Source organism: Streptomyces sp. S.PB5, assembly GCF_030403745.1.
Classification (GTDB): Bacteria; Actinomycetota; Actinomycetes; order Streptomycetales; family Streptomycetaceae; genus Streptomyces.
Genome location: NZ_JAQMWP010000001.1, coordinates 1 through 26,466, shown reverse-complemented (window position 1 = coordinate 26,466; position 26,466 = coordinate 1). Strand labels below are relative to the sequence as shown.

Below are 26,466 nucleotides of genomic sequence, written 5' to 3'. Positions count from 1 at the left end.
CACGCCCGCCCGGATGGCCCCCGGCCACCAGCCCCCTCCCCCTTCCCCCTCCCCAGCCCTGAATCGCAGGCCGATCTCAAGCCGCTCTCAAGCCGACCGGCGGAAGCCGATCGTCGGTACAGCTCGTCGCAGTGGCCAGGGCCGGGCCTGTTCCGCGGGCACCAGGTCCGCCAGGAAGCCGTACCGGTGCAGGGCCGTCGGGTCCTGGCCCGCCACGGACTGGACCTTGCGCCACCAGGCGCCGATCTCGGACCAGCCCGGTGCCGAGAGGGAGCCGCCGAATTCCTGGACCGAGAGGGCGGCGGTCAGGCCGGCGAAGGCGAGGCGGTCCGCCAGGGGCCAGCCGGCGAGCGTGCCGGTGACGAAGCCGGCCACGAAGACGTCACCGGCGCCGGTGGGGTCGAGGGCCTCGACGGCGATGGCGGGGACCTCCGCGGCCTCCCCGGTGCGCCGGTCGACCGCGTACGCGCCCTCCGCCCCGAGGGTGACCACCGCGACCGGCACATGTGCGGTGAGCGCGTGGGCGGCCTCACGCGGGCAGGAGGTGCCGGTGTACCGCATGGCCTCCTCCGCGTTCGGCAGGAACGCCTCGCAGTGCTCCAGATCGGCCAGGCCCGCCAGGTCCCACTCCCCGGTCTCGTCCCAGCCGACGTCACCGAAGATCCGGGTGCCCTTGCTCGCGGCCTGGGCGATCCACGGCGCCCGCCTGCCCGGCACCAGCGATGCCACGGCCGCACGCGCGCGCGGCGGGCAGTCAGGGGCGGGCTCCTCGGGTGGCGGCTCATGGCCGTGGGAGACCATCGTCCGCTCCCCCTCGTAGGCCATGGAAACGGTCACCGGAGAGTGCCAGCCGCTGACCGTGCGCGACAGTGAGAGGTCGATGCCCTCGCCCTGCGCCAGCGCGTCCCAGCAGTACTCGCCGTAGTGATCGGACCCGAAGGCCGCCGCGAGGGACGTCTTCAGCCCCAGCCGGGCCAGCGCGGTGGCCATGTTCGCGACCCCGCCGGGGCTCGACCCCATCCCCCGCGCCCAGGACTCGGTCCCACGCACGGGGGCGGAAGCGAGCCCGGTGAAGATGATGTCGAGGAAGACCGTGCCGGTCAGATACACGTCCCAGGGCGGATCGCCCGGTCCGCGCAGCCCGGCCAGCGGATCGACCTGGGCGGCGGCCTGACGCTGCCCGGTCTCACCGATGCCTGCGGTGTCGTACGACGGTCCCTTCCCGGACGCGATCACGGTGCGCTCCCTGACGTGGTGCCGATCAGGCCAGTCTGCACCACACCACTGACAACGGGCCGCCGCTCACCTCCGACCCGCCCGTCCCGTCAGGCGGAGGAGGGCTCCGGACATGCGATACGCGCGCACCCGGCGGGGACTCAGGGGCGGAAGCGGCCCCCGGTACCGTCGTCACCCGCGTCCGGATCCGCTCGCAACGCCGGTCCAGGCAATCCCAGCCCGTCCGGCGATTGAGGACGAGGCCCGTTCAGGGCCGAAGCGGGGGTCTGGGGGCGGCGGCCCCCAGGGGACGGTGGGGGTCCCCCCCTCTGGGGGAGGGAAGGGGCGGCGGGGGCGAGAAAAAGCCCGCCCTACCAGCGAGGCACACTCGGCGTGACCCACCCCGGCTCCGCAACCCGCATGGCCGCCGCATCGTCCCGCTCCCGCAGCGCCCCGTCGTCATCGAGCCACCGCCGATGCAGGAACTCCACCTTCTCGCGGTCGAGTTCGACCCCGAGACCGGGCGCGTCCGACACCGCCACCTCACCCCCCTCGAACGTCAGCCGCGACGTCAGCACATCCTCCGACTGCCACGGATAGTGCGAGTCACAGGCATGGTGAAGATTCGGCACCGTCGACGCCACATGGGTCATCGCGGCCAGCGAGATCCCCAGATGCGTGTTGGAGTGCATGGACACCCCCACCCCGAACGTCCGGCAGATGGCGGCGAGTTGCTGGGTGTTCCGTAGCCCGCCCCAGTAGTGGTGATCCGACAGCACCACCTGCACGGCGTCCTTCGCGAACGCCTCCTGGATCTCCGCGAAGGTCGTCACGCACATGTTGGTGGCGAGCGGCACACCGGTCCCGGCGGACACTTCAGCCATGGCGGCCGTACCAAGTGCGGGGTCCTCAAGATATTCGAGGACGTCACCCACCTCCTCGGCCACCTTCAGCGAAGTAGCCACGCTCCAGGCACCGTTGGGGTCGAGCCGCAGCGGATGCCCGGGAAAGGCCTCCGCCAGCGCCCGTACGGCCGCGATCTCCTCGTCCGGCGGAAACACCCCGCCCTTGAGCTTGAACGAGGTGAACCCGTACCGCTCCTTGAACAACCGCGCCTGCGCCACCACCCCGGCCGGATCGAGAGCCGCCCCCCAGTCGTCCTTCTCACCGGCGACCCCCGCGGGATGATCGGCCCACTTGTAGAACAGATAGGCGCTGTACTCGACGGAGTCCCGCACCTTCCCCCCGAGCAGCGCGTGCACGGGCAGCCCGAGCGCCTTGCCGAGGGCGTCGAGGCAGGCGACCTCGAACGCGGAGACGACGGACAGCCGCAGCTTGTCGGCGGTCTGCACTCCCCGCAGCCCGCCGACATCGACCTTCCCGGAGACCCGGGAGGAGTCGACGGCGACCTGTTCGGCGACGGTGAACAGCCCGTTCAGATCGGACACTTGGCGTCCTGGCAACTTCGCGGCGAAGGGCCGCGCCAGCTCCAGGTACTTGGTGTCGCCGTAGGTCTCCCCGACCCCGGTCACCCCGTCCGCGGTCTCGACCTCCACGATCAGCCGCGGGGTGTACGGCTGGTGCACACCCTGGGTGTTGAGCAGCGGCGGGTCGGCGACGAGGATCGGCGTCAGCCGTACGTCCGTGATCGTGAGGTTCACAGGGAGGCTCCTACGAGGTCGAGGCCGGCGATGAGGAGGTTCCGCAGATCGGCCAGATCACCGGCCGAAGGGTCGGTGAGAGGCGCCCGCACGGACCCCACCGGCCGCCCCCGCAGCCGAGCGGCCGCCTTCACCAGCGACACGGCGTATCCGGGGACCCGGTCGCGGAGTTCGACGAGCGGGACGTAGAAGTCGCGGAGCAGCTTCTCCACCGTTCCCACGTCTCCCTCGTCGCCCCTCTTCAGGGCGGCGAAGAAGGCGTTCGCGATCTCCGGGGCGAAGGCGTGCACGGCGGAGGAGTACGCGGGGACGCCGACGGTGGCGTAGGCGCGGGCCTGGATCTCCGCGGTGGCGGCGCCGTTGAAGAAGAGGAAGCCCTCGGGGGCGGCGAGGGTGAGCCGCTGGAGCCGGTCGAGGTCGCTGTGCCCGTCCTTGAGGCCGATGACGGTCGGGATGGCGGCGATGCGCCGCAACGAGTCGGCGGTGAAGGCGACTTGCCCCCGCTGGTACGCGATGAGCGGCAGCCGGGTCCGGGCGGCGATCTCCTCCAGCTGCGCCACCAGCCCCTCCTGCGGGGCGGCGACCAGATAGTGCGGCAGGACCAGCAGCGCGTCCGCCCCCGCGTCCTCGGCGACACGGGCGAAGCGCGCGGCCTGCGCCCAGCCGTATCCGATGCCGGCGACGACGGGCACACGTCCGCCCGCTTCCGCCACGGCGATCGAGACGACGGTCCGGTACTCCTCCTCGTCCAGCGAGAAGAACTCCCCCGTGCCGCAGGCGGGGAAGACGGCCCCGGGGGCGGTGGCGATCTGGGCGGCGACATGGGCACGGAAGCCGTCCGGGTCGAGCGAGCCGTCGGCGCGGAAGCTGGTCAGCGGGAACGACAGCACACCATCCGCCATACCCTCCCGCAGCCGCCGCACCACGGCGCCGGTGTCGAGACTCACCCTCACTCATCTCCCCATGTAGATGTCATCCACGTATGGAAATGGAGATTAGATACGCGAACACGGACCGTCAATGCCCCGATTCCCCCGGATTACGATCGGCACATGTCAGAGACAGGAGGCGTGCGCGAAGTGAAGTCGGCCGCGCGGACGGTCGAACTGCTGGAAGTGCTGGCCGCCCGCGGAGACCGCCCGGCACGCCTGCAGGAGCTGGCAGATGAGCTCGAAGTGCCGCGCAGCTCGATGTACGCGCTGCTCCAGACCCTGATCTCGCGCGGCTGGGTCCGCACCGACGTCACCGGCTCGCTCTACGGCATCGGCATCCATGCCCTGCTGACCGGCACCGGCTACCTCGACTCCGACCCACGCGTCCGGGTCGTACGCCCCTATCTCGACGAGGCGTCCGAAGCGCTGGGCGAGACGATCCACATGGGCCGCCTGGACGGCCACGACGTGGCGTATCTGGCCACCCGCGAGTCCCACGAGTACCTGCGCACGATCAGCCGGGTGGGCCGCCGCCTCCCCGCCCACGTCGGCGCCCTCGGCAAGGTCCTGCTGGCCGAACGCCCCGACGGGGAACTGCCGCCCGGCCCCTACGAGGCCCTGACCCCCAACTCGCACACCACCCGCGCCGCCCTCGCCGCCGACCTCGCCGGGATCCGTGCGCGCGGCCACTCCGTCGACCGCGAGGAGGGCGTCCTCGGCATCATCGGCTTCGGCTTCGCCCTGCGGTACGACTCCCCGGCCCAGGACGCCATCAGCTGCTCGGTCCCGGTGGCGCGGCTGACGCCCGGGCACGAGGAGCAGATCGTGGCGGTGATGCGGGAGATCAGGGCGAAGATCGAGGCGACGGTTCCGGCCGCGGGCGGGGCGGCGGTTCACTGGCGCTGAGGCGCCCGTTTACCCGCTCTTTCCCACCCGAAACACAAGGTGCCTCAGATCACACCTCCCGCTCTTCTTCTGGAACCGCGTGCTTGATACAAATTCTCCGCGCGTTCCTGTCCGTCGACGGTCGTCGCCCCAACCCCCTTTCTTGAGCCGCTCATTCCGCACGCCCTGGGAACGCCCGTGTCCGCCCCCCGCACCACCGCCTGGCCCCTCGTCGCCCTTTTCACGGCCGGCTACCTCGCCCCGTATCTGATGCCGACCACCGTCGGCCGTCTGGACGCGGGCCTCCCGCTCTCCGCCTCGCAGGCCGGTGCCATCGGCAGCGCGCTGCTGCTGGGTTCGGCCACCGCAGGTTTCGTGCTTGCGTCCCGAGTCGAACGCCTCGGTGCCCGCCGGCTGGCCCGTACCGGCCTTGCCCTGGCGTTCGCCGGCTACGGCTGCGCCGCCCTCACCGGCACCGTCGCCCTAGTGGTCGCCGGCGCGATCCTCGGCGGCTTCGGATCGGGTACGGCGACGGCGGTCGCCGCCACCGGCATCGCCGCCCAGCACAACCCGCACCGCACGACCACCCTCGGCCTGCTCAGCGTCTCCGCCCTGGCGGGCGCCGTCTATCTGACCGTGCCCCACCTGGGCCAGGGCCACGGCCAGCCGCTTGCCGCGATCGCCCTCACCGCCCTGGCGGTCTGGCCCCTGACGACCCGTCTCCCCCGGCACACCCCCGTCCCGCAGACCCGCCGAACAGCCAAGACCCCGCTCCCCCATCTCCGCGCGGGCCTGCTCCTCGCCGCCACCCTCCCGTGCTGGTCCCTCGCCCAGAACGCCCTCTGGGGCGTCAGCGGCCGCATCGGCCTCACCCAGGCCCACCTGACCGAGGCCACGGTCGGCGCGGTCTTCGCGACAGCCCTCGGCGCGGGCCTGCTGGGAGTGGTGGGAGCGGGCGCCCTCGGCCCACGGCTCGGCTACGCCCTGCCCATCGGCGGCGGTACGGCCCTGATCGCGGCCTGCGTCATCCTGAGCGCTTCCGCGACCGACCTGACGACCTTCGCGACGGGCGAGATCGCCTGGAACCTGCTCTACCCGATCGTCCTGTCGTACGTCATCGGCCTGGCCGCCTCCTTGGACCCACGGGGCCGTTGGGCGGTCCTGGTGGGCTCGGCGTCGTCACTCGGCACCGCAGCGGGCCCCTTGACCGGCAGCGTGCTGGCGGCCCAGGCCGGCTTCCCGACGATGGGCCTGATCCTGGCAGCGGGGCTGCTGCTGATCGCCGTACCGATGACGGCGACAGCGCGACGGGCGGGCAACCGGACGATGCCGGTGGTAGAGATCACCGTGGAGGCCTCGGCTGTCCCGGCCCAACACGCCTACGAAACAGCGGCCGTAGCGCCCCTTTAGGGGCGCTCAGGGGCGCGGGGAACTGCGCGACCAGCCCCCACGCGCCCGCACACGACTACGAAAACTCGTAAGCCTCAACCTCGGCGAGATACCGCTCCCGCCGCTCCTCGTCGTGCTCCAGAAAGGACGCGACGAACGAGTTCCGGGCCAGCTCCCGCAACCGCTCCTCGCCCAGGCCCAGCGCCGAGCGCACCGCGTCGAAGTTGTCCCCGGCGTACCCACCGAAATAGGCGGGGTCGTCGGAGTTCACCGTGCACAGCAACCCCGCGTCCAGCATCGCCGGCAGCGGATGATCGGCCAGCACGTCCACCGTCCGCAGCCGCACATTGGACAGCGGGCACAACGTCAGCGGCACCCGCTCCCGCACCAGCCGCGAGACCAGCTCGGGATCCTCCATGCACCGCAGCCCATGGTCGATCCGCTCCACCCCGAGCACGTCCAGCGCCTCGACGATGTAGGAGGGCGGCCCCTCCTCCCCCGCATGAGCAACCCGCCGCAGCCCGAGCCGCGCAGCGGCCTCGTACACCTCGCGGAACTTCACCGGCGGATGCCCGACCTCGGCGGAGTCGAGCCCGACGCCGACGATCCGGTCGAGGTACGGCTTGGCGGCCTCCAGCGTCTCAAGGGCCGACTCCGCGGACTCGTCCCGCAGGAAGCACAGGATGAGCTGGGTCGAGACACCGTGGTTCGCCTCGCTGCTGCCCAGCGCCCGCCACAGCCCTTCCACGACCGTGCCCATCTCCACACCGCGCGCGATGTGCGCCTGCGGGTCGAAGAAGATCTCCGCGTGCCGCACCCCCTGCGCGGCGGCGCGGGCGAGGTACGCGTCGGCCAGGTCCTCGAAGTCCCGCTCGGTGCGCAGGACCGCCATGAGCTCGTAGTACAGGTTCAGGAAGGACTGCAGGTCCTCGAACCGGTACGCCTTGCGGAGTTCGTCCGTGTCGGCGTACGGCAGCTCGACGCCGTTCCGGGCGGCCAGCTCGAACGCCAGCTCCGGCTCCAGCGTGCCTTCGATGTGGAGGTGCAGTTCTGCTTTGGGGAGGGGCATCGCAGCATCGTACGGCCGCTTTACCGACGTTTCGGAACCGGCACCCGCAGAAGATCGTGCGCCACCGTCAGCTCCCCCTCGAACCCGGCGGCGCGCGCCTGCCGTTCGAATTCGTCGGGGTCGTTGTACCGCTGGCTGAAGTGGGTGAGCACGAGGTGTCTCACACCCGCCTCGCGCGCGACCGCCGCGGCCTGCCCGGCGGTCAGGTGACCGTGCTCCACCGCCAGCGCCGTGTCCTCGTCCAGGAACGTCGACTCGATGACAAGCATGTCGCACCCCTGCGCCAGCGCGTACACGCCGTCGCACAGCCGGGTGTCCATGACGAACGCGAACCGCTGCCCGCGCCGCACCTCGCTGACGTCCTCCAGCGAGACCCCGCCGACGGCGCCTTCCCGCTGGATCCGTCCGACGTCCGGCCCCTTGATGCCGTGCGCGGCGAGCCGGTCGGGCAGCATGCGGCGCCCGTCGGGCTCGACGACGAGATAGCCGTACGACTCGACGGGGTGGGACAGCTTGCGGGCCTCCAGCGCGTAGGAAGCGGCCGTGCCCTGCACGCCGTCCGCGCTCACCGGCGCCTGCGTGATCTCCACCGTCTCCCGGTACGCCGTCGCGTACCGCAGGCGGTCGAAGAACCGCTGCCCCGACTTCGGGTAGTGGGCCGTGATCTCGTGCGGCACCCGGTCGAGGTTGATCCGCTGGATGACACCGGCGAGCCCCAGCGAATGGTCGCCGTGGAAGTGCGTGACGCAGATCCGGTTGAGGTCGTGCGCGGCGACCCCGGCGCGCAGCATCTGGCGCTGGGTGCCCTCGCCGGGATCGAAGAGGATGCCCTCGCCGTCCCAGCGCAGGAGGTAGCCGTTGTGGTTGCGATGGCGGGTGGGGACCTGGCTGGCCGTGCCGAGGACCACCAATTCACGTACGGACACGGTGGGTTACCCGGGAGGCCATTCCAGGCCGCGGCCGCCGAGGACGTGCGCGTGGGCGTGGAAGACGGTCTGGCCGGCGCCGGCACCGGTGTTGAAGACGATGCGGTAGCTCTCCAGCTTGTCCTCGTCGGCGACGGACTGCGCCTCACGGAGCACGTCACCGGCGATCGCCGGTTCGGCGGTGGCCAGGGCGGCGGCGTTCTCGTAGTGGACCTTGGGGATCACCAGGACGTGCGTGGGTGCCTGGGGGTTGATGTCCCGGAAGGCGACGGTGGTGTCGGTCTCGCGGACGATCGTCGCAGGGATGTGCCCTTCGACGATCTTGCAGAACAGGCAGTCGTCCTGCGGTTCCCCTGGCATGTGGTGTCCCTTCGGCTGATGGGTGTGGGGGCATCGTAACTAGGAGGGCAGAGACGGCGGCGTTTTGGCCGGACTGTTCTCCAGCGCCTCCAGGGCGATCCTGATCGCCTCGTCGAGCTGTACGTCCCGCCCGGCGCCGTGGTCCTGCGGCCGTTGGACCACCTCGACGTCCGGGTCGACGCCGTGGTTCTCCACGCCCCACTCGTAACCCTCCAGCCAGAAGGCGTACTTGGGCTGGGTGATCAGCGTCCCGTCGACGAGCCGGTACCGGCTGTCGATGCCGATGACCCCGCCCCATGTGCGCGTTCCGACCACCGGGCCGATGCCGAGCGCCTTGATGGCCGCGTTGACGATGTCCCCGTCGGAGCCGGAGAACTCGTTCGCCACGGCGACCACCGGCCCCCGGGGCGCGTCCTGCGGATAGCTGTACGGCCGCATCCCGCGCGGCAGCGCCCAGCCCACGATCCGCCGGGCGAGCTTCTCGACGACCAGCTGGGAGGTGTGGCCGCCGCGGTTCTCCCGGACGTCCACGACGAGTCCCTCGCGGGCCACCTCGACGCGCAGGTCGCGGTGGATCTGGGCCCAGCCGGGGGCCTGCATGTCGGGGACGTGGAGGTAGCCGAGCCGGCCGCCGGACTTCTCGTGGACGTAGGCCCGGCGGTCGGCGACCCAGGCGTGGTAGCGCAGGGGTTCCTCGTCCGCGACGGGTACGACGACGGCGTGCCGCAGATCGCCGCCGCCGGACGGGGAGATCGTCAGCTCGACCGCCTTGCCCGCCGTGCCGACCAGCAGCGGGCCGGGACCGGTGACCTGGTCGACCGGGTGTCCGCCGACGGCGACGATCGCGTCGCCCGCGCGCACCGCGACGCCGGGTGCGGCCAGCGGGGAGCGGGCCTCGGGGTCGGAGGTCTCGGTCGGCAGGATGCGGTCGATGCGCCACTGCGCCGCACCGTGCGGGCCGTCCTCGTGGCGGGAGATGTCGGCGCCGAGCAGGCCCTGGCGGGCGCCGCCGCCGAAGCCTCCGCGGGGCGTGACGTAGGCGTGCGAGGTGCCGAGCTCGCCGTGCACCTCCCAGAGGAGGTCGACGAGGTCGTCGTGGGTGGCGACGCGGTCGACGACCGGGCGGTAGCGGTCGAGGACCCCGGACCAGTCGACGCCGCTCATGTCGGGGCGCCAGAAGTGGTCCCGCATGATGCGGCCGGTCTCCTCGTACATCTGCCGCCACTCGGCCGACGGGTCGACGGTCTGCCGGATCCGTCCGAGGTCGACGGTGATGTTGGTGTCGTTGTCGTCGTCCTTCGCGGCGCGCCGGTCGCTGGGTACGACCTTCAGCCGCCCGTCGGTCCACAGCAGGACCCGCTTGCCGTCCCCGCTGACGGCGAAGTGGTCGGCGTCGTCGGCGAGATGCTCAAGTCGCTGCTGGGCGAGGTCGTAGCGCTCCAGCTCGGTCTTGGGGTCGGGGTCGTCCGGGGTGGCCCGGGAGGAGCCGAGGACGCCCTGGACGGGGTGGCGCAGCCAGAGCACACCGTCCTTGGCCGCGCGCAGGTTGGAGTAGCGGGCGGCCTCGACGGGGAACGGCACGATCCGGTCGGCGAGTCCGTCGAGGTCGATCCGGGTGGCGGGGGTGCCCTCGCTCTCGGGCGTCTCGTCCTTGTCGGGCGCCTCGAAGGAACGCCCGTGCCGCTGCGGCCCGAACGGCGAGGGCGTGGTCGCGGCCAGCGTGATCAGGTGCGGCCGGTCGCCGACGACGAAGGCGAGGTCGAAGACGTGCTCGTCGTAGACCGGGTCGAAGGAGCGGTTGGAGAGGAACGCGAGGTGCTTGCCGTCGAGGGTGAAGGCGGGCGCGTAGTCCTGGAAGCGCAGGGGCGTCGCCTCGGTGACCGACAGGTCGGTGGTGTTGGCGAGCCGCAGCTGCCGCAGGGGCCGCGGGCCGGGGTGCGACCAGGCGAGCCACGCCGAGTCCGGCGAGAAGACCAGCCCGGAGACGTCCCCCTCCTCGCTGCGGTCCACCTCCCGCACCTCGCCGGTCTCCCGCTCGACGAGCAGCACGCGTCCGTCGTGCGCGGCGACCGCGGCCCGGCTCCCGTCGGGGGCCATCGCGAGGCCGAGGACCCGGCCGAGCTGTCCGGCGGCGAGCCGGCGCGGGGTGGCGCCGGGGGCGAGTCCGGTGGCGGGCGCGAACTCCAGGGCGTCGTCGCCCTCCGCGTCCGTCACCCACACCACCCACTCCTCGCCCTCCGTGCGGAAGGTGCGGGGCAGCCGGGCCCGTACGCCGGGTTCGGCGGCGAGCACCCGGGCCGGTCCCGACCGGTGGGTGACCCAGTGCACGGCGCCCCGGACCCCGACGGCGCTGCCGCGCGCGGTGTGGTCGGGAGCGGCCGAGCCGAACCAGCGGGAGGCGTTCACCGGGAAGGGCTGCCGGTCGGTGCGCTGCCCGCCCAGCCGTACGTCGAGCCGGCGCGGCTCGGCCCCGTCCAGGTCGTCGAGAACCCAGAGCTCACCGGCGGAGGAGTAGATGATCCGGGTGCCGTCACCGGAGGCGTGCCGGGCGTAGAAGCAGTCGAGAGGTGTGTGGCGACGCAGATCGGACCCGTCACCGAGGGAGGAGTAGACGGCACCGACCCCCTCGTGGTCGGAGAGAAAGGCGATCCGCTCCCCCGCCCACACGGGGAACTCGATGTTCCCGTCCAGGTCCTCGTGCAGCCGTACGAACTCCCCGTCCCCCTCGCGGTCGATCCACAACTTGCCCGCGGTGCCCCCGCGATACCGCTTCCACCAAGCCGCTTCCCGGCCCATCGGCGCGGACAGCAGCACGGTGCTCGGCCCGAGGGCGACGGCGCCGACCGGCCCGTACGGCAGGACGGTCGAGGGGCCGCCGTCGAGCGGGATCGCGTGCGCCCAGGAGCGGCGCAGGCTGGCCTGCCCGTAGGTGCTGATGGCGAGGACCTTGCCGTCCGGGGTCCAGCCGCGGACCTGGGTGCGCCAACTCCCCCAGTGGGTCAGCCGCTTGGCCGACCCGCCGTCGACCGGGGCGATGTGCACCTCGGGGGCGCCGTCCCGGGTGGAGGTCCAGGCGACCGTCGTACCGTCGGGCGAGATGCGCGGCACGGAGACCGGCACATTGTCGGCGCTGACCCGCCAGGCCCGGCCGCCGTCGAGGGGGGCGATCCAGACGTCGTCCTCGGCGGTGAAAGCCGCCAAGTCGCCGTGGAGGTGCGGGAATCGGAGATACGAGGACGTCGCGGGCTGTGTCACCCGGTCACCCTATGCAGGGCTGGCGCTCCGCCGACAGGGCTTTGGATCACTTGCCCTGGACCGGGCGGCAATCCGGGTACTTGTCACACCAGACGGTCTCCGTGACGGTCACGGTGACGGTGGCCCCCGGCCGCCCGTTGCCGCCGGGCTCGGGCGAGGCGTTGCAGTTGCCCAGCCCGTTGACCTGGAACCACTGCTTGCCGTCGATCTTGGCGGTCAACTCACCGCGCACACACTGCCCGTTGACGACCCGGGTGATCTTCCCGTTGACGTCGATGTCCTTGCCGTCGTTGGTCTCGCCCGTGCACGTCACCTCGGCGACGGCGTTCTCGGTGGCCGTGGGGGTGGGCCGGTTCCCGTAGGTGGCGTTGCAGGTCAGCCACTGCACACCGGCCTTCTGCCGATTCAGCTCCCGCGTCACCGTCTGGTCGGTCGTGTACGCCACGGACGCGGAGCTCAGCCCCGCGGGATCACAGGCGACGGCCCCGCCTACGGTAACCACGGCGAGCGCGGCCACGGCGGCCGCTCGCTGTCCACGTGGCCGGTCCCAAATCCTCCGCATTGCCCCCATGGAGGGCAGCTTCCCACTGTCACGGACGACGCGGTAGAGCGCATACGGACACTCACCCCACAATCGAGTGACGCTCGATCACTCGTCCGAAGGGCCGTCGGCCGGGTGGGGCCGGGTGGGACCTCAGCCGCGCAGAAGCAGCCACTCCTGCAGCTCCACCAGGTTCCCCTCGGGGTCCTTGAGGTGGGCGACCCGCATCCGGTCGGTCATGGGGGCGGGTCCGTGCAGCAGGGCGGCTCCCCGCTCGCTGATCTGCGCGCAGTACCCGTCGAGGTCGTCGACGCGCAGCACGACCAGCGACCGGTGCCCGCTCGCCGCCTCGGCCAACTCCCCCAGGACCCCGGCCATCATGGCCCGGTCCTGAAGCGCGATACCGGCCGAGCCGACGGCGAACCCGAACTTCTCGTACGGGCCCTGCGCCGCCCCCGACTGCGCCTTGAGGCCGAGGACATCGGCGTAGAAGCGGTAGCAGAGGGGGAAGTCGGTGACGAGCAGCCGGACTTGAGCGAGTTCCAAGAGATTCCCCGGGGTGTCAGGACCAGCGGCCGGTGCGGGCGAGGAGCACGGCGGCCGCCGCGGTCCCGGCGGTCGACGTACGCAGCACGCTACGCCCGAGGACGTACGCCTTCGCCCCCGCTTCCTGGAAGAGCGCCAACTCGTCCTTGGACACGCCGCCTTCGGGCCCGACGACGAGCACGATCTCGCCCCGGTCGGGGAGTTCGGCGGTGGCGAGCGGTTCGCTGCCGTGCTCGAAGTCGGAGTGGAGGACGGCGGCGAAGTCGGCCTCGGCGAGCAGTGCGGCGACCTGCTTGGTCGTGGCGAGGTCCGCGACCTCCGGGAAGCGCACCCGCCGGGACTGCTTGCCCGCCTCGCGGGCGGTGGCCCGCCACTTGGCTAGCGCCTTGAGCCCCCGGTCGCCCTTCCACTGGGTGATGCAACGGGCCGCCTGCCAGGGCACGACGGCATCGACGCCGGTCTCGGTCATGGTCTCCACGGCGAGCTCACCGCGGTCGCCCTTGGGCAGCGCCTGTACGACGGTGATGCGCGGCTGTTCCTGCGGCTCCTCGGCGACCGAGTCCACCCGGACGATCAGCCGGTCCTTGCCCTCGGCGGCGAGCACCACGCAGTCGGCCCAGTGCCCGGCCCCGTCGGTGAGGATGACGTCCTCGCCGGGCGCGAGCCGCTTCACGGAGACCGCGTGCCGTCCCTCGGGGCCGTCGAGCACGAACTGCCCGCCGATGCCGTCCAGTTGGCCGACGACGAACACGGGAGCCGTCATCGGACGTCACCGCCCTCCGGGTAGACCGACAACGCTGTCTTCGCGGCGGCGAGTTCACCGGCCAGCACTTCCACCAGCTGCCCCGCGGGCAGTTCACGTGCCATGCGGTGCCCCTGTCCGGCCCACAGCGCCATGCCCTGCGCGTCCCCGGCCTTGGCGGCGGCCTTGCGCAGGGGGGAGGTGAGGTGGTGGACCTCGGGGTACGCGGCGGGGGCGTACCGGCCGTGCTCGCGCAGGAAGCGGTTGACGAGACCGCGGGCGGGGCGGCCGGAGAAGGCGCGGGTCAGTTCGGTCCGGGCGAACAGGGGGTTGGTCAGCGCCTGCTTGTGGACGGCGGCGGCGCCGGACTCGGGGGTGGCGAGGAAGGCGGTGCCGAGCTGGGCGGCGCTGGCGCCCGCGGCGAGGGCGGCGGCGATCTGGCCGCCGCGCATGATGCCGCCGGCGGCGACGATCGGGATGCCGACGGTCTCCCGCACCTGGGCGATGAGCGACAGCAGCCCGATCCCGGCGCCGTCGTTCTCGGGACTGTCCCGGTGGGTCCCCTGGTGCCCGCCCGCCTCCACACCCTGCGCGATGACCGCGTCGGCCCCGGCCCGCTGCACGGCGAGGGCCTCCTCGACGGTGGTCGCGGTGACGAGGGTGAAGGTGCCCGCACGCCGGAGGGAGTCGAGCACGTCACGGCTCGGGATGCCGAAGTGGAACGAGACCACCGGCACGGGATTGTCGAGCAGCACGGCCAGCTTGGCGTCGTACCCGTCGTCCCGTCCGCTGTCGGGATCGCCCAGCTCGGTCTCGTACCAGACGGCCTCACCGGCCAGCTGATGCGCGTACACCTCGACGGCTGAGGGGTCGGCGTACTCGGGCTGCGGCATGAACAGATTCACCCCGAAAGGGCGCCCGGTCAGCCCCCGCAGCTGCTTGATCTCCTGGTACATCCCGTCGGCCGTCTTGTACCCGGCGGCGAGGAATCCGAGCCCTCCGGCCTCGGCCACGGCGGCGGCGAGCTGCGGCACGGAAACGCCCCCCGCCATGGGGGCCTGCACGATCGGATGCGGAAAAAGATCGGTCAGCGCGGTGGACATGCCCGCATGTTGTCACGTCCCCCGAACAAGTCCGAATCCGGCCTTCCACTGGCACAGGACAGTGCCTGAGCTGAATCCAGCCCCTCCCGCGTTTGAGGAGCGAGGTCTGGGGCGGAGCCCCAGAAGGAGGGGACGGGCAGGGGCGGCGGGGGCGAAGCAGCATCCATCAGCGGCTCCGCCGCGGGCCCCGCGCGCCTCCCGCTCAGCGACCGTTGAACGCATCCTTCAACCGCGAGAACAGCCCCTGCTGCCCCGGCTGACTGCGTCCCCCGGGGGCCGACCCCCGGACCCCCAGCAGTTTCGCTCAGCTCCCGTCAGCGACCGTTGAACGCATCCTTCAACCGCGAGAACAGCCCTTGCTGCCCCGGCTGGAACTGCCCCTGAGGCCGCTCCTCGCCACGCAGCTTCGCCAGTTCGCGCAGCAGCCGCTCCTGCTCCGGATCCAGCTTGTTCGGCGTCTGCACCTCGACGTGGACGACGAGGTCACCGCGGCCGCCGCCACGCAGATGCGTGACTCCACGACCGTGCAGCGGAATCGACTGCCCGGACTGGGTACCGGGCCGGATGTCGACCTCCTCGAGACCGTCCAGCGTCTCCAGCGGCACCTTCGTACCGAGCGACGCCGCGGTCATCGGGATCGTCACCGTGCAGTGCAGATCGTCGCCCCGCCGCTGGAACGTCGAATGCGGCAGCTCGTGGATCTCGACGTAGAGGTCACCGGCGGGACCGCCACCGGGCCCTACCTCACCCTCGCCGGCCAGCTGGATCCGCGTGCCGTTGTCGACGCCGGCGGGAATCTTCACGGTCAGCGTCCGGCGCGACCGCACCCGGCCGTCGCCCGCGCACTCGGGGCACGGCGTCGGAACGACCGTCCCGAACCCCTGGCACTGCGGACACGGCCGCGAGGTCATGACCTGGCCCAGGAACGACCGCGTCACCTGCGACACCTCACCGCGACCACGGCACATGTCACACGTCTGGGCGGAGGTACCGGGAGCGGCGCCCTCACCACTGCAGGTGGAACAGACGATCGCGGTGTCGACCTGGATGTCCTTCGTGGTGCCGAAGGCCGCCTCGTCGAGCTCGATCTCCAGCCGGATCATCGCGTCCTGGCCCCGGCGGGTCCGCGACCGCGGTCCCCGCTGCGACGCCGTACCGAAGAACGCGTCCATGATGTCCGAGAAGTTCCCGAACCCGCCGGCCCCGAAGCCGCCCGCGCCACCGCCGCCCGCCTGGGACAGGGGGTCGCCGCCGAGGTCGTAGACCTGCTTCTTCTGCGGGTCCGACAGCACCTCGTAAGCGGCGTTGATCTCCTTGAACCGCTCCTGGGTCTTCGGATCCGGGTTGACGTCCGGGTGCAGCTCGCGGGCGAGCCGACGGAAGGCCTTCTTGATCTCTTCCTGCGACGCGTCGCGGCGCACGCCGAGAACGGCGTAGTAGTCCGTGGCCACTTACGACTCCGCCAGGATCTGTCCGACGTACCGTGCCACTGCGCGTACCGCTCCCATCGTTCCCGGGTAATCCATGCGGGTCGGTCCGACCACGCCGAGCTTGGCGACTGCCTCGCCGCCCGAACCGTAGCCGACCGACACGACGGACGTGGAGTTGAGTCCCTCATAGGCGTTCTCATGACCGATGCGTACGGTCATGCCCGAATCCCCGGCCTCGCCAAGCAACTTGAGGAGCACGACCTGCTCCTCAAGGGCCTCCAGGACCGGTCGGATAGTGAGGGGGAAGTCATGTCCGAAGCGGGTCAGATTGGCGGTTCCGCCGATCATCAACCGCTCCTCGTTCTCCTCGACGAGTGTCTCCAGAAGGGTGGAGAGCACGGTCGAGACGGTGCCGCGGTCCTCGTGGTCGAAGCCCTCGGGGAGGTCCTCGACGAGCCTGGGCACATCGGTGAAGCGCCGCCCCGCGACCCTGCTGTTGAGCCGGGCCCGCAGGTCGGCGAGGGACGCCTCCCCGAAGGGGGCGGGGCAGTCGATCATCCGCTGCTCGACCCGGCCCGTGTCGGTGATCAGTACGAGCATCACGCGCGCGGGGGCGAGCGAGAGCAGCTCCACATGCCGGACGGTGGACCGGGTCAGCGACGGATACTGCACGACGGCGACCTGCCGTGTGAGCTGGGCGAGCAGCCGTACCGTCCGCGCGACCACGTCGTCGAGATCGACGGCGCCGTCGAGGAAGTTCTGGATGGCCCGCCGCTCGGGCGCGGTCATCGGCTTGACGCCGGCGAGCTTGTCGACGAACAGCCGGTAGCCCTTGTCGGTGGGGATCCGCCCGGCGCTGGTGTGCGGCTGGGCGATGAACCCCTCGTCCTCCAGGGCCGCCATGTCGTTGCGGATCGTCGCCGGCGAGACACCGAGGCTGTGCCGCTCGGTGAGGGCCTTGGAGCCGACCGGCTCCTCGGTGCCCACGTAGTCCTGGACGATGGCGCGCAGCACCTGAAGCCTGCGTTCACTCAGCATCGCGCACACCTCCAGAAGTCGTTCCCGCGGCGCCCCTCCTGGCACTCTTCACATCCGAGTGCCAGCGTTCCCCGGCCCAGTGTACGGCGGTGGGGTACCGCCCCGGCAAGGTCGGTCCTGCCGCGACCGCCCATACGGCTAGCGTCGCCGTATGACGGTGACTTGGGAAGAGCTGGGGTGGGAACGGGTGGCGGCCGGGGTCGGCCGGTGCCGGCTCCCTGGCTGGGACTGCACGGTGGGGCTGGTCGTCGGCGAGGGTACCGCCCTGCTGATCGACGCCGGGTCGAGCCTGGCCGAAGGCACGCTCCTGCGCAGGCAGGCGGAGACCCTCACGGGCCGGCGTGTGACCCATCTCGCGCTGACCCACCCCCACTTCGACCATGTCCTCGGGGCGGGGGCGTTCGCGGACGCGGAGGTGTACGGCCCGGTGGGCATGGCCGCGCTCTTCGAGCAGCACCAGGCCCGCGAGGAACTCCGCACGGACGCGATCCGCAACGGCCTGGAGGCGGCGCTCGCCGACGAGGCGCTGGAGTCCCTGGCCCACCCCCGCCACCACGTCTCCGGCGAGTGGACCCTCGACCTCGGCACCGGCCGCCAGGTCCTGCTGGCGAACGTCGGCCCCGGCCACACGGCCCACGACCTGGCGATCCTCGTCCCCGGCGACCCCGAGGTGGTCTTCTGCGGCGACCTGGTCGAGGAGTCCGGCGAACCGCAGGCGGGCCCCGACGCCGTACCGTCGCACTGGCCGGCGGCCCTGGACCGCCTGCTGGAGCTGGGCGGCGAGGACGCGCTGTACATACCCGGTCACGGAGCGGTGGTGGACGCGGGGTTCGTACGAGGTCAGCGCGACGCTCTGGCCCGCCGTTTCGGCGTGTCGCAGTGACCCTGCGGCCGGTTCTCCTATCGTCATCCGAATGCGCCAGTACTCCGCCGACCTGACCCCGCCCTGGAAGAAGCCGAAGCCCGTCCCCGAGGTCCCGGCGGAGCCCGGCCTGGTGGTCGAGGAGCCCGCGACCGGCTTCTGCGGCGCGGTGATCCGCTGCGAGGCGGGCACGGTGACCCTGGAGGACCGCTTCGGCAAGCACCGCGTGTTCCCGCTGGAGCCGCGCGGCTTCCTGCTGGAGGGCCGCGTGGTGACGTTGGTGAAGCCCTCAGGCGTTCCCGTACGACCGTCCCGCACCGCGTCCGGCTCGGTGGCCGTTCCGGGCGCCCGCGCCCGTGTGGCCCGCGCCGGCCGCATCTACGTCGAGGGCCGCCACGACGCGGAACTGGTGGAGAAGGTCTGGGGCGACGACCTGCGCATCGAGGGCGTGGTCGTGGAGTACCTGGAGGGCGTGGACGACCTCCCGAGGATCGTCGAGGAGTTCGCACCGGGACCGGACGCCCGCCTGGGCATCCTGGTGGACCACTTGGTCCCGGGCACGAAGGAGTGGCGCATCGCGCAGGCGGTGACGAGCGAACACGCGTTGGTGGTGGGCCACCCGTACATCGACATCTGGGAGGCGGTGAAGCCGTCGTCCCTGGGGATCGCCGGCTGGCCGCGGGTGCCGCACGGGCAGGACTGGAAGACGGGGGTGTGCCGGGCGCTGGGGTGGCCGTCGGAGAACACGGGGGCGGTGTGGCAGGCGATTCTGAAGCGGGTGGAGTCTTACAAGGACCTTGAACCGGAGCTGCTGGGCAGGGTGGAGGAGTTGATCGACTTCGTCACGGGTAGCGGTGGGGCCTGACGTTGGGATACGTGCCGAACTCGCTGGTGTCCAATTCGAGCTCCAGATCCTCCAGCGGCAGTGGCGCCCCGAACTTGGTGACCTGCTGCCTCTGGTAATCGGCGTTCTCCCCCTTCCCGACGGGCCTCGTCAGCAAGACGCACTGCGCCATGATCGGATCCACGATGAGGTAGGCAGACACCTCGCCGGCGGCGTAGATCGACCGCTTGATTTCGTAGTCCCGCTGGACGCTGGTCTTGGAAACAACCTCGACCACCATCGTGACCAACTGGGACGGCAGCAGACGGCCTGAGTCCGGGGCGACACCGCGTTCCACCACCACCAAGTCCGGAATGGGCTCGCTGGTCTCATCGATGATGTCCACGTCCGTCACCTGAAGCCGTTCCCAGCGCTTACGCGGGATCTGGTCCACCACGTCCGCCACGATCCGGTTGTGCACCAGATCGGGAGTGGCCATCATCACGATTTCCCCCCGGAGAAGCTCGGCCTTGATGCCCTCGGGAGGCTCGAACTCCTCGAAGAACTTGGCAATCCCACGCTCGTCCACAGCGGTCATCTCCGTGGCCTCCACATCCGCCGCGTCCTGTCGGCGGCAGCCTACGAACCAGGTTAGGCACCGAACCGGCGTTCCGGGGGGATTCACTCGTGGGAGTGATCAGTCCACCAGATCCCGCACTACCGCGTCCGCCAGCAACCGCCCCCGCAGCGTCAGCACCGCCCGCCCTTCCTCGTACGGTCCGCTCTCCAGCAGCCCCTCCCCCAGCGCCCGCCGAGAAGCCGCCAGCCCCTCCTCCCGCAGCAGCGACAACGGCACCCCCTCCCGCAACCGCAGCTCCAGCAGAATCCGCTCGACCCGCCGGTCCTCCTCCGACAGCAGCTCACGCCCCGCCCCCGGCGACTTCCCCGCCGCCAGCGCCGCCGCATACGCCCCGGGATGCTTCACGTTCCACCACCGCACCCCGCCCAGATGCGAGTGCGCTCCCGGCCCCGCGCCCCACCAGTCGGCGCCCCGCCAGTACAGCTCGTTGTGCAGGCACCGGCCCGCTTCGGACGTCGCCCAGTTCGACACCTCGTACCACTCGAAGCCCGCGGCCGAGAACGTGTCCTCCGCGATGAGGTACCGGTCCGCGTGGACGTCGTCGTCGGTCATCGGGACCTCGCCCCGGCGGATACGGCGAGCCAGTTGCGTCCCCTCCTCGACGATCAGCGCGTACGCGCTGACGTGATCCGGACCCGCCCCGATCGCCGCCTCCAGCGAGGCCCGCCAGTCGTCGTCCGACTCGCCCGGGGTGCCGTAGATCAGATCCAGGTTGACGTGCTCGAAGCCCGCCGCCCGCGCCTCCGCCACGCACGCCTCCGGACGCCCGGGCGTGTGGGTGCGGTCCAGGATCTTCAGCACATGCTGCTTCGCGCTCTGCATGCCGAAGGAGATCCGGTTGAAGCCGCCCTGCCGCAGGGTCGCCAGATACGCGGGGTCCACCGACTCGGGGTTCGCCTCCGTCGTCACCTCCGCGTCCGGCGCGAGCCCGAACTCGTCGCGGATCGCCGCGAGCATCCGTACGAGATCGCCCGCGGCCAGCAGCGTGGGCGTGCCGCCGCCGACGAACACCGTGCGGACGGGACGCGGGTCGTCGCCCAGGACCTTCCGCGCCAGGCGGATCTCGTCGATGAGGGTGTCCGCGTAGTTGTCACGGGACGCCAGCACGCCGCCCGTGCCGCGCAGCTCGGTCGCCGTGTAGGTGTTGAAGTCGCAGTACCCGCAGCGGGTCGCGCAGTACGGAACGTGCAGATAGAACCCGAGGGGGCGGTCGGCGGCCCCGGCGAGCGCGGACGCGGGGAGCGTGCCGTCGTCGGGGACGGGCTCGCCGTCGGGGAGTGCGGAAGGCATGCCCTCCATTGTCCCGTACGTCCGCGGCGGCCCCGGACGGCCCAGCCCAGACCGCGGCCCACGGCGGCCTGCCGTATTGCTGGAACCCCTGGCACACCTGGGCAGGGGGCCTTCATGGGCGCGTCCGGGCCGCCCCGAATCCGGTCTGCCCGAATTCAGTCAGCTCGAATTCAGTCAGCTCGAATACGGTCACCCCGCACACACCGGCACCGGGCCCTACCAGCGGGAGCTGGAGAGGCATCTGCGGCTGCGGGCGGACGGGCGGCAGTTCGTGGCCGACGGCGAGGCGATCCGCGCGTTCCAGTCCCGCAACGGGATCCGGCCCGCCGACGGCTGCGCGGGCCTCGTGACGTACCGGATCATGCTGGTCGTCGAGGCCCGCCGGAACCCGAACGCGGCCGGCCGCTGTCCCGTGGGCGCGTACCGGGTGGCCTGCATGGACCTGGACCGGCGGCTGATGTGGGTGCAGCACGGGCGGCGGGTGACCTTCGCGCCGGTGCCGGTCCGGTCGGGCCGGGACGGGTACGAGACCCGCACCGGATGGCACTCGGTCCACTGGCGGGAACGCGACCACTACTCCGACCTGTACGACGCCCCCCGCTCGCACGGCTGCGTCAACCTGCGGCTCGACGACGCGCGGCGGCTGTGGAACGCCCTGGCCGAGGACGACTCGGTGTACGTGTGGGCAGCAAGCCGGGCACGGAACGCTCCCTCAGTCCCACAGCTCCGCCATCGGCGGTACGTACGCCACCGCCGACCCCCGGTGCTCGCTGAACCGGCTCAGCTCGTCCTGCGCCGCCATCCGCCGCTGGACCCGTACGAAGAGCCCCGGGTCGCGCATGTAGGCGAGGAAGAGCAGGCCGCGGTCGTCGGGGCCGTCGTCGTAGGAGTAGCCGCGGCGCAGCATGCGGGCGCCGGCGTCGAGGCGGGGGCTGGCGGCGCGGACGTGGGCGCCGAGCGGGGTGATGTAGCGGCCCTGCGGGGTCTTGGCGAAGACGTCCACGTCGTCGGTCTCGCGGCCGCCGTCCAGCGGGGCGCCGTCGGCGCGCCGGCGGCCGACGATCTCCTCCTGGCGGCGGGTGGTGAGCCGGGTGAACTCCGTGACGCGCAGGTGGACCCGGCGTACGACGAGAAAGGTCCCCCCGTCCGGCGTCCACACCCAGCGCTCGCACTCCTCGGGGGTCGGGTTCGCGGAGCCGTCCTTGAAGCCGAGCAGGTTGCGGGGCGCCGAGCCGGGCGGCGCGGGCGGCAGGAAGCCCCGCTGCCGCCAGCGCGGGCGCAGCGCGGGGTGGGCGAACCGGGGTGCGGCGCGGGTGAGGGCGCGCGGGTCGTCGGCGCGGAGCTGGAGCAGCAGGTCGCCGCCGCAGCGGGCGGGGTCGAGCCGGTCGCCGGGGAAGGGGGGCAGTTCACGCAGGGCGGGGGCGGCGAGCCGGGGTCCGAGCCCGACGGTGGCGGTGAGAGTGGGGGTGCGGTCCTCCTTGAGGGCGCGGCCCCAGGTGCGCAGTACGGCGCGCAGCTGCCGGGTTCCCGCGTCGAGGTCGTACGCCAGGACGAGTGCGGCGCGCTGCTGGGGAGTGGTCACGCCGGGCTGTCGTACGCCGCCGTGGGCCGGGCCCCGGTGGCCGTCGCCGGGGTCCTTCGCGCAGCCGGCCACCGTGAGTCCGGCGCCGGCGGCGAGCACGGTGCGGCGGTCGATTCCGGGCCCTGATGAGGTATCAAGCGTGTCGAATCCGGCATTCGTTGCCTTGAGCACGAACGGGACGATACATCTGCGGCGTGCGATCGAACCGTTTCCCGCGCCCTGTCCTGTGGGCCGCCACCCTTCTCGTCATCCTCGTCGCGTGCTCGCCCGGCGGCTCGTCGGGCCGTTCGGGCGGCACGGCGGGCGCGGCCGTCGTCCGCGTCCCGCAGGACACCGGCTCCCTCCAGGAGGCCCTGGACCGGGTGCGGCCCGGCGGGCTGGTGCTGGTGTCGCCCGGGGTCTACCGGGAGAGCGTCACCGTGTCCAAGCCGCGCGTGGTGCTGCGGGGCACCGAGCGGTCGACGGTCGTGGTGGACGGCGAGTTCGAGCGGTCCAACGGAATCACGGTCACCGGCGCGGGCGCGGTCGTGGAGAACCTCACCGTGCGCAACCACCTCGCCAACGGGGTGCTGTTCACCGGCGTGACGGACGAGCGGCTCCAGGCGGGCGGCGCGGGCGGCGCGGGCTACGACCCGCTGGACACGGTCAAGTTCCCCCCGCTGAAGGGTTTCCGGGCCTCCTATGTGACGGCCTACGACAACGCCCTGTACGGCATCTACGCCTTCGACGCCCGCTCCGGCGTCATCGAGCACTCCTACGCCTCCGGGCACGCCGACTCCGGGATCTACGTCGGCCAGTGCCGGCCCTGCGCCACCGTGGTCCGGCACAACACCGTCGAGCACAACGCGGTGGGCCTGGAGGTCACCAACGCCTCCGAGCAGCTGTACCTGCTGGGCAACCGCGCCGCCCACAACCGGGTGGGCCTCACCCTCAACTCCAACGACCTGGAGGCGCTCGGCCCGCAGCACGGCGCGGTCGTCGCGGGCAACGCCCTCACCGACAACAACGACGACCAGAGCCCGGAGCAGGCCGACGGCGGCTTCGGCATCGGGATCGGGGCAGGCGGCGGACACGGCAACCTGATCGAGCGCAACCTCGTCTCGGGCAACCGCGCGGCCGGCGTCCTGCTGACCGACGTCCAGGGCTACCCCGCCCACGGCAACCGGGTCCGCGGCAACCGGGTCACCGGCAACGGCACCGACCTGGTCCTGGCCACGGGAGCCCCGGCGGGCAACTGCTTCACGGACAACGGGGAGTCGGTCACGAGCCCGGCGGACCTGTCCGGACTGGCCCGCTGCAGCCGCGCCACCGGTACTGAGACCCCGGTCTCGGCCGAGCCCGGCACCGGCCACCCCCCGCTGGGCCGCGCGCACCCCGTCCAGGCGCCGCCGGGCATCTCCTTCCAGGACGTCCCGGCGCCCCCGGCCCAGCCGAACCTCCCCGGCTCCCCCACGGCGGCCCCCCGCCCGGCGGTCGCCCTGCCGGGCCGCGTGCAGCCCTCGGACTTCCCGCTGCCGAAGTCGGCCGAGGCGGTCCCGGCACGGGACTGAACAAGCCAGGGGTGGCCCCTCGACCTGGGTCGAGGCGCCACCCCTGCTCCGGCGCGGGCCGCTCGGTCGCCTCAGTCGTCTCAGTCGTCCGGCTTCTTCCAGGGCCCGGCCGGCAGCTTCCCCGCCACCTGGTGCTCGGTCACGTCGACGGTGACCGTGCGGCTCTGCCCCAGCGTTGCGGTGAGCCGCCGGAGGTCGCCGTCGTCGTCGATCCAGTACGCCAGCGGGGAGCTGCCGGACGGCGCGGCCGAGCCCTGCGGGCGGGGCCGGGGGCCGGAGAAGACGTCCAGGGAACGCCCCTCGATCCGGTCGTCCCGCAACCACAGCGGTCCCGACTGGGCCAGCAGCTGGGCGTTCTCCGGCCGGTCGGAGGCCATGCCCAGCACCAGCCGCAGCCCGACGTCGAGCGGCCCTCCGACGAACCCCCGCCGCGCCCACTTCTTCTTCTCCACACCGCGGGCCGCCCGCAGCACCTCCCGCGCGGGCGTCTCGGCCACCGCCGTCCCCGACGCCCCGGGCCGGGCGGCCTCCGCCCCCTTGCGGCCGCTCTCCTCGGGCTTCGCGGCGCCGTCCCCGGCGGCTCCGGGCTTCTTCCCCGCGGCACCCTTCTCCGTGCCGCGCGCGACCGCCACCCCCGAGGAGTCCCACGCCAGCAGCCCTCGTCCGCCGTCGGCCTCGGCGTCGTACATCCCCACCGCGCGGTGCCGTCGGTGGTCGACCACCGCCCGGATCGTGGTGTCCCCCGCTGTCGTCGTCACCCGCAGCGTGACCGCCGACGGGCTGGCCCGGTAGACGCGGAAGCGGGCCTGCGCCATGCGCTGGGCCTCGTCGGCGGAGACGGGGCGCGGGCCGTCGGCGGAGCCGCCACCGGTCACGGACATCGCGGCCACGGCGGTGAGGCCGCCCGCCGCCACCACCGCTCCCGCGGTGAGGAGTCGTTTCGTCTTGCTGTGCATGCCACGTCTCTACAGGCGGGCGGGCCGCCCACCGGTCTGCACCGGTGAGCGGCCCGCCCGAGGTTCACCCCCGTGGCCGAGTGGCCACGGTCAGCACTTGCCCTTGCACGGCTCCCCTCGCTTGTTGGCGATCTTCACGATGAGACCGTCGTCCGACGAGGCGTTCCGCAGGGTGACCGCGTACGGCCCGAAGACGGGCTTCGCAGGCAGTACGTACCCTTCGGGAACGTCCGTCTCGACCAGGTAGTACGTGCCGATCGGCAGTCGGTCGAAGGAGCAGCGGCCGGTCTTGGCCGCGGTGACGCAGTCACCCACCAGGGCGTCCTTCTTCACACCCTTGCGCTGCAGCCCGGGCGTGCCGTTGCTGTCGTGCCAGAGCTGGAAGACAGCGCCGGCGAGCGGCTTCCCGGTCTTCTTGTCGGTCTTGACGACCGTCAGCCCGAGGTTCTTGATCAGGCCGGCGTCCAGCGTGAGGTTCTCACGCTTGCCCGGGCCGAGCGTGACCACCGGGGAGCAGCCGGAGGAGGGCTTCACGACGGAGTCGTCGCCGTTCCCGCCCGCGTTCTGCTTGGTCCACTGGTAGTCGGCCGGCGCGGTGAAGCAGACCCGGTACTTGCCGTCCGGCAGGTCCGTGAACAGGTACTTGCCGTCCGCGTCGGTCTTCACGGTCTTGATGACCTCGCCCGTCTCCGGGTCGATCAGCTTGACCTTGACGCCCTCCGCACCCTTCTCGCCCGGGTCCTGGATGCCATTGCCATTGGTGTCGTACCAGACGAAGTCACCCAGCTTGTTGGCCGGCACGAGACCGGCGTCCAAGGTGAGGTCCTCGCGCTTGTCCGGGCCCAGGGTCACCGGGTCCGTGCAACCGGTCGTCGGGTCGACGACGGAGTCGTCACCCTCGGCACCGGCGTTCTGCTTCGTCCAGCCGTAACCGTCGGGCGCCGTGAAGCACACCTTGTACGAACCGTCAGGCAGCTGGTCGAACAGGTACTTGCCCTGGTCATCGGTGGTCGTCGACTTGATGACATCACCGGTGGCCGGGTCGACGAGGTCGGCCTTGACGCCGGGAGCGGGCTTCTCGTCCGCATCCTGGATGCCATTGCCATTGGTGTCGTACCAGACGAAGTCACCCAACTTGTTCACCGGAACCAGACCGGCGTCCAAGGTGAGGTCCTCGCGCTTGTCCGGGCCCAGGGTCACCGGGTCCGTGCAACCGGTCGTCGGGTCGACGACGGAGTCATCGCCCTCGGCACCAGCGTTCTGCTTCGTCCAGTCATAGCCCTCAGGCTTCACGAAACAGACCTTGTACGAACCATCAGGCAGCTGATCGAACAGGTACTTGCCCTGGTCATCGGTGGTCGTCGACTTGATGACATCACCGGTGGCCGGGTCGACCAGGTTCACCGTCACACCAGACACGGGCTTCTCGTCCGCGTCCTGAATGCCGTTGCCGTTCGTGTCGTACCAGACGAAGTCGCCCAGCCGGTTCGTCACCGGAACCAGACCCGCATCCAGCGTGAGATCCTCACGCTTGTCCGGGCCCAGCGTCACCGGGTCCGTGCAACCAGTCGCCGGGTCGACAACAGAGTCATCGCCCTCGGCACCAGCGTTCTGCTTCGTCCAGTCATAGCCCTCAGGCTTCACGAAACAGACCTTGTACGAACCATCAGG

24 protein-coding genes are annotated in these 26,466 nt (G+C 71.7%); 5 read left to right on the top strand and 19 right to left on the bottom strand.

Annotation, left to right across the window (positions count from 1 at the left end):
- Positions 1-87 precede the first annotated feature (87 nt).
- The 3 genes from PH203_RS00120 to PH203_RS00110 form a co-directional block, all read right to left on the bottom strand.
- Positions 88-1,194: a PfkB family carbohydrate kinase gene (locus PH203_RS00120; RefSeq protein WP_289916571.1), complete on the bottom strand. Its 1,107-nt coding sequence runs from the start codon at positions 1,192-1,194 to the stop codon at positions 88-90.
- 392 nt (positions 1,195-1,586) lie between these two features.
- On the bottom strand, positions 1,587-2,876 hold the full coding sequence (locus PH203_RS00115) for a glucarate dehydratase family protein (RefSeq protein WP_289914638.1): 1,290 nt from the start codon (positions 2,874-2,876) through the stop codon (positions 1,587-1,589).
- Positions 2,873-3,778, bottom strand: coding sequence for a 5-dehydro-4-deoxyglucarate dehydratase (locus PH203_RS00110; RefSeq protein WP_289916568.1), 906 nt, complete (start codon positions 3,776-3,778; stop codon positions 2,873-2,875). Before PH203_RS00110 ends, PH203_RS00115 begins: the two co-directional genes overlap by 4 nt.
- A gap of 150 nt (positions 3,779-3,928) precedes the next feature.
- On the opposite strand from PH203_RS00110, the gene PH203_RS00105 reads away from it, so the two are divergent.
- Positions 3,929-4,714: an IclR family transcriptional regulator gene (locus PH203_RS00105; RefSeq protein ID WP_289914636.1), complete on the top strand. Its 786-nt coding sequence runs from the start codon at positions 3,929-3,931 to the stop codon at positions 4,712-4,714.
- A 177-nt stretch (positions 4,715-4,891) separates the two neighbouring features.
- Positions 4,892-6,103: an MFS transporter gene (locus PH203_RS00100; protein WP_289914634.1), complete on the top strand. Its 1,212-nt coding sequence runs from the start codon at positions 4,892-4,894 to the stop codon at positions 6,101-6,103.
- A 55-nt stretch (positions 6,104-6,158) separates the two neighbouring features.
- Here PH203_RS00100 and PH203_RS00095 read toward each other — a convergent pair whose 3' ends face one another.
- From PH203_RS00095 to hrcA, 10 genes are all read right to left on the bottom strand, one after another.
- On the bottom strand, positions 6,159-7,151 hold the full coding sequence (locus tag PH203_RS00095; RefSeq protein ID WP_289914632.1) for an adenosine deaminase: 993 nt from the start codon (positions 7,149-7,151) through the stop codon (positions 6,159-6,161).
- Positions 7,152-7,171: 20 nt separating this feature from the next.
- Positions 7,172-8,077, bottom strand: a complete 906-nt coding sequence (locus PH203_RS00090) for a ribonuclease Z (RefSeq protein WP_289914630.1) — start codon at positions 8,075-8,077, stop codon at positions 7,172-7,174.
- Between the two features lie 6 nt (positions 8,078-8,083).
- Positions 8,084-8,437: a histidine triad nucleotide-binding protein gene (locus tag PH203_RS00085; protein WP_289914627.1), complete on the bottom strand. Its 354-nt coding sequence runs from the start codon at positions 8,435-8,437 to the stop codon at positions 8,084-8,086.
- A gap of 39 nt (positions 8,438-8,476) precedes the next feature.
- Complete coding sequence (locus PH203_RS00080; protein ID WP_289914626.1) at positions 8,477-11,692, bottom strand: S41 family peptidase; 3,216 nt, start codon at positions 11,690-11,692, stop codon at positions 8,477-8,479.
- A 46-nt stretch (positions 11,693-11,738) separates the two neighbouring features.
- A complete protein-coding gene (locus PH203_RS00075) occupies positions 11,739-12,137 on the bottom strand; it encodes a hypothetical protein (protein ID WP_354671228.1) in 399 nt (132 codons plus the stop codon).
- A gap of 249 nt (positions 12,138-12,386) precedes the next feature.
- Positions 12,387-12,779: a VOC family protein gene (locus PH203_RS00070; protein WP_289914623.1), complete on the bottom strand. Its 393-nt coding sequence runs from the start codon at positions 12,777-12,779 to the stop codon at positions 12,387-12,389.
- A gap of 16 nt (positions 12,780-12,795) precedes the next feature.
- The gene (locus PH203_RS00065; RefSeq protein WP_289914620.1) at positions 12,796-13,542 is read right to left on the bottom strand and encodes a 16S rRNA (uracil(1498)-N(3))-methyltransferase; all 747 of its coding nucleotides are present in this window, start codon (positions 13,540-13,542) and stop codon (positions 12,796-12,798) included.
- Entirely contained in the window at positions 13,539-14,624 is a 1,086-nt protein-coding gene (locus PH203_RS00060; RefSeq protein ID WP_289914618.1) for a nitronate monooxygenase, read from the bottom strand. The genes PH203_RS00065 and PH203_RS00060 overlap by 4 nt, the downstream gene beginning before the upstream one ends.
- A gap of 314 nt (positions 14,625-14,938) precedes the next feature.
- Entirely contained in the window at positions 14,939-16,075 is a 1,137-nt protein-coding gene (gene dnaJ / locus PH203_RS00055; RefSeq protein ID WP_289914616.1) for a molecular chaperone DnaJ, read from the bottom strand.
- Positions 16,076-17,092, bottom strand: coding sequence for a heat-inducible transcriptional repressor HrcA (gene hrcA / locus PH203_RS00050; RefSeq protein ID WP_289914611.1), 1,017 nt, complete (start codon positions 17,090-17,092; stop codon positions 16,076-16,078).
- 151 nt (positions 17,093-17,243) lie between these two features.
- Here hrcA and PH203_RS00045 point away from each other — a divergent pair, with 151 nt between their 5' ends.
- Together PH203_RS00045 and PH203_RS00040 are read left to right on the top strand one after the other, a co-directional pair.
- On the top strand, positions 17,244-17,975 hold the full coding sequence (locus PH203_RS00045; protein WP_289914608.1) for an MBL fold metallo-hydrolase: 732 nt from the start codon (positions 17,244-17,246) through the stop codon (positions 17,973-17,975).
- A gap of 31 nt (positions 17,976-18,006) precedes the next feature.
- Positions 18,007-18,819 (top strand): DUF3097 domain-containing protein, encoded by an 813-nt coding sequence (locus PH203_RS00040; protein WP_289914606.1) that lies wholly within the window; start codon positions 18,007-18,009, stop codon positions 18,817-18,819.
- Here the strand turns inward: PH203_RS00040 and PH203_RS00035 are convergent.
- From PH203_RS00035 to PH203_RS00020, 4 genes are all read right to left on the bottom strand, one after another.
- A complete protein-coding gene (locus PH203_RS00035) occupies positions 18,797-19,375 on the bottom strand; it encodes a Uma2 family endonuclease (protein WP_289914604.1) in 579 nt (192 codons plus the stop codon). The two genes, PH203_RS00040 and PH203_RS00035, sit on opposite strands and share 23 nt — an antisense overlap.
- A gap of 99 nt (positions 19,376-19,474) precedes the next feature.
- Positions 19,475-20,707: a radical SAM family heme chaperone HemW gene (gene hemW, locus PH203_RS00030; protein ID WP_289914601.1), complete on the bottom strand. Its 1,233-nt coding sequence runs from the start codon at positions 20,705-20,707 to the stop codon at positions 19,475-19,477.
- 216 nt (positions 20,708-20,923) lie between these two features.
- On the bottom strand, positions 20,924-21,244 hold the full coding sequence (locus PH203_RS00025) for a hypothetical protein (protein WP_289914599.1): 321 nt from the start codon (positions 21,242-21,244) through the stop codon (positions 20,924-20,926).
- A gap of 175 nt (positions 21,245-21,419) precedes the next feature.
- Positions 21,420-22,460 (bottom strand): Dyp-type peroxidase, encoded by a 1,041-nt coding sequence (locus tag PH203_RS00020; RefSeq protein ID WP_289914597.1) that lies wholly within the window; start codon positions 22,458-22,460, stop codon positions 21,420-21,422.
- Positions 22,461-22,483: 23 nt separating this feature from the next.
- On the opposite strand from PH203_RS00020, the gene PH203_RS00015 reads away from it, so the two are divergent.
- A complete protein-coding gene (locus PH203_RS00015) occupies positions 22,484-23,839 on the top strand; it encodes a right-handed parallel beta-helix repeat-containing protein (protein WP_289914594.1) in 1,356 nt (451 codons plus the stop codon).
- Positions 23,840-23,919: 80 nt separating this feature from the next.
- Here PH203_RS00015 and PH203_RS00010 read toward each other — a convergent pair whose 3' ends face one another.
- Positions 23,920-24,795: a hypothetical protein gene (locus PH203_RS00010; protein ID WP_289914592.1), complete on the bottom strand. Its 876-nt coding sequence runs from the start codon at positions 24,793-24,795 to the stop codon at positions 23,920-23,922.
- Positions 24,796-24,885: 90 nt separating this feature from the next.
- Positions 24,886-26,466 (bottom strand): SdrD B-like domain-containing protein (locus PH203_RS00005; protein ID WP_289914591.1); only part of this gene is annotated, 1,581 nt, incomplete at its 5' end.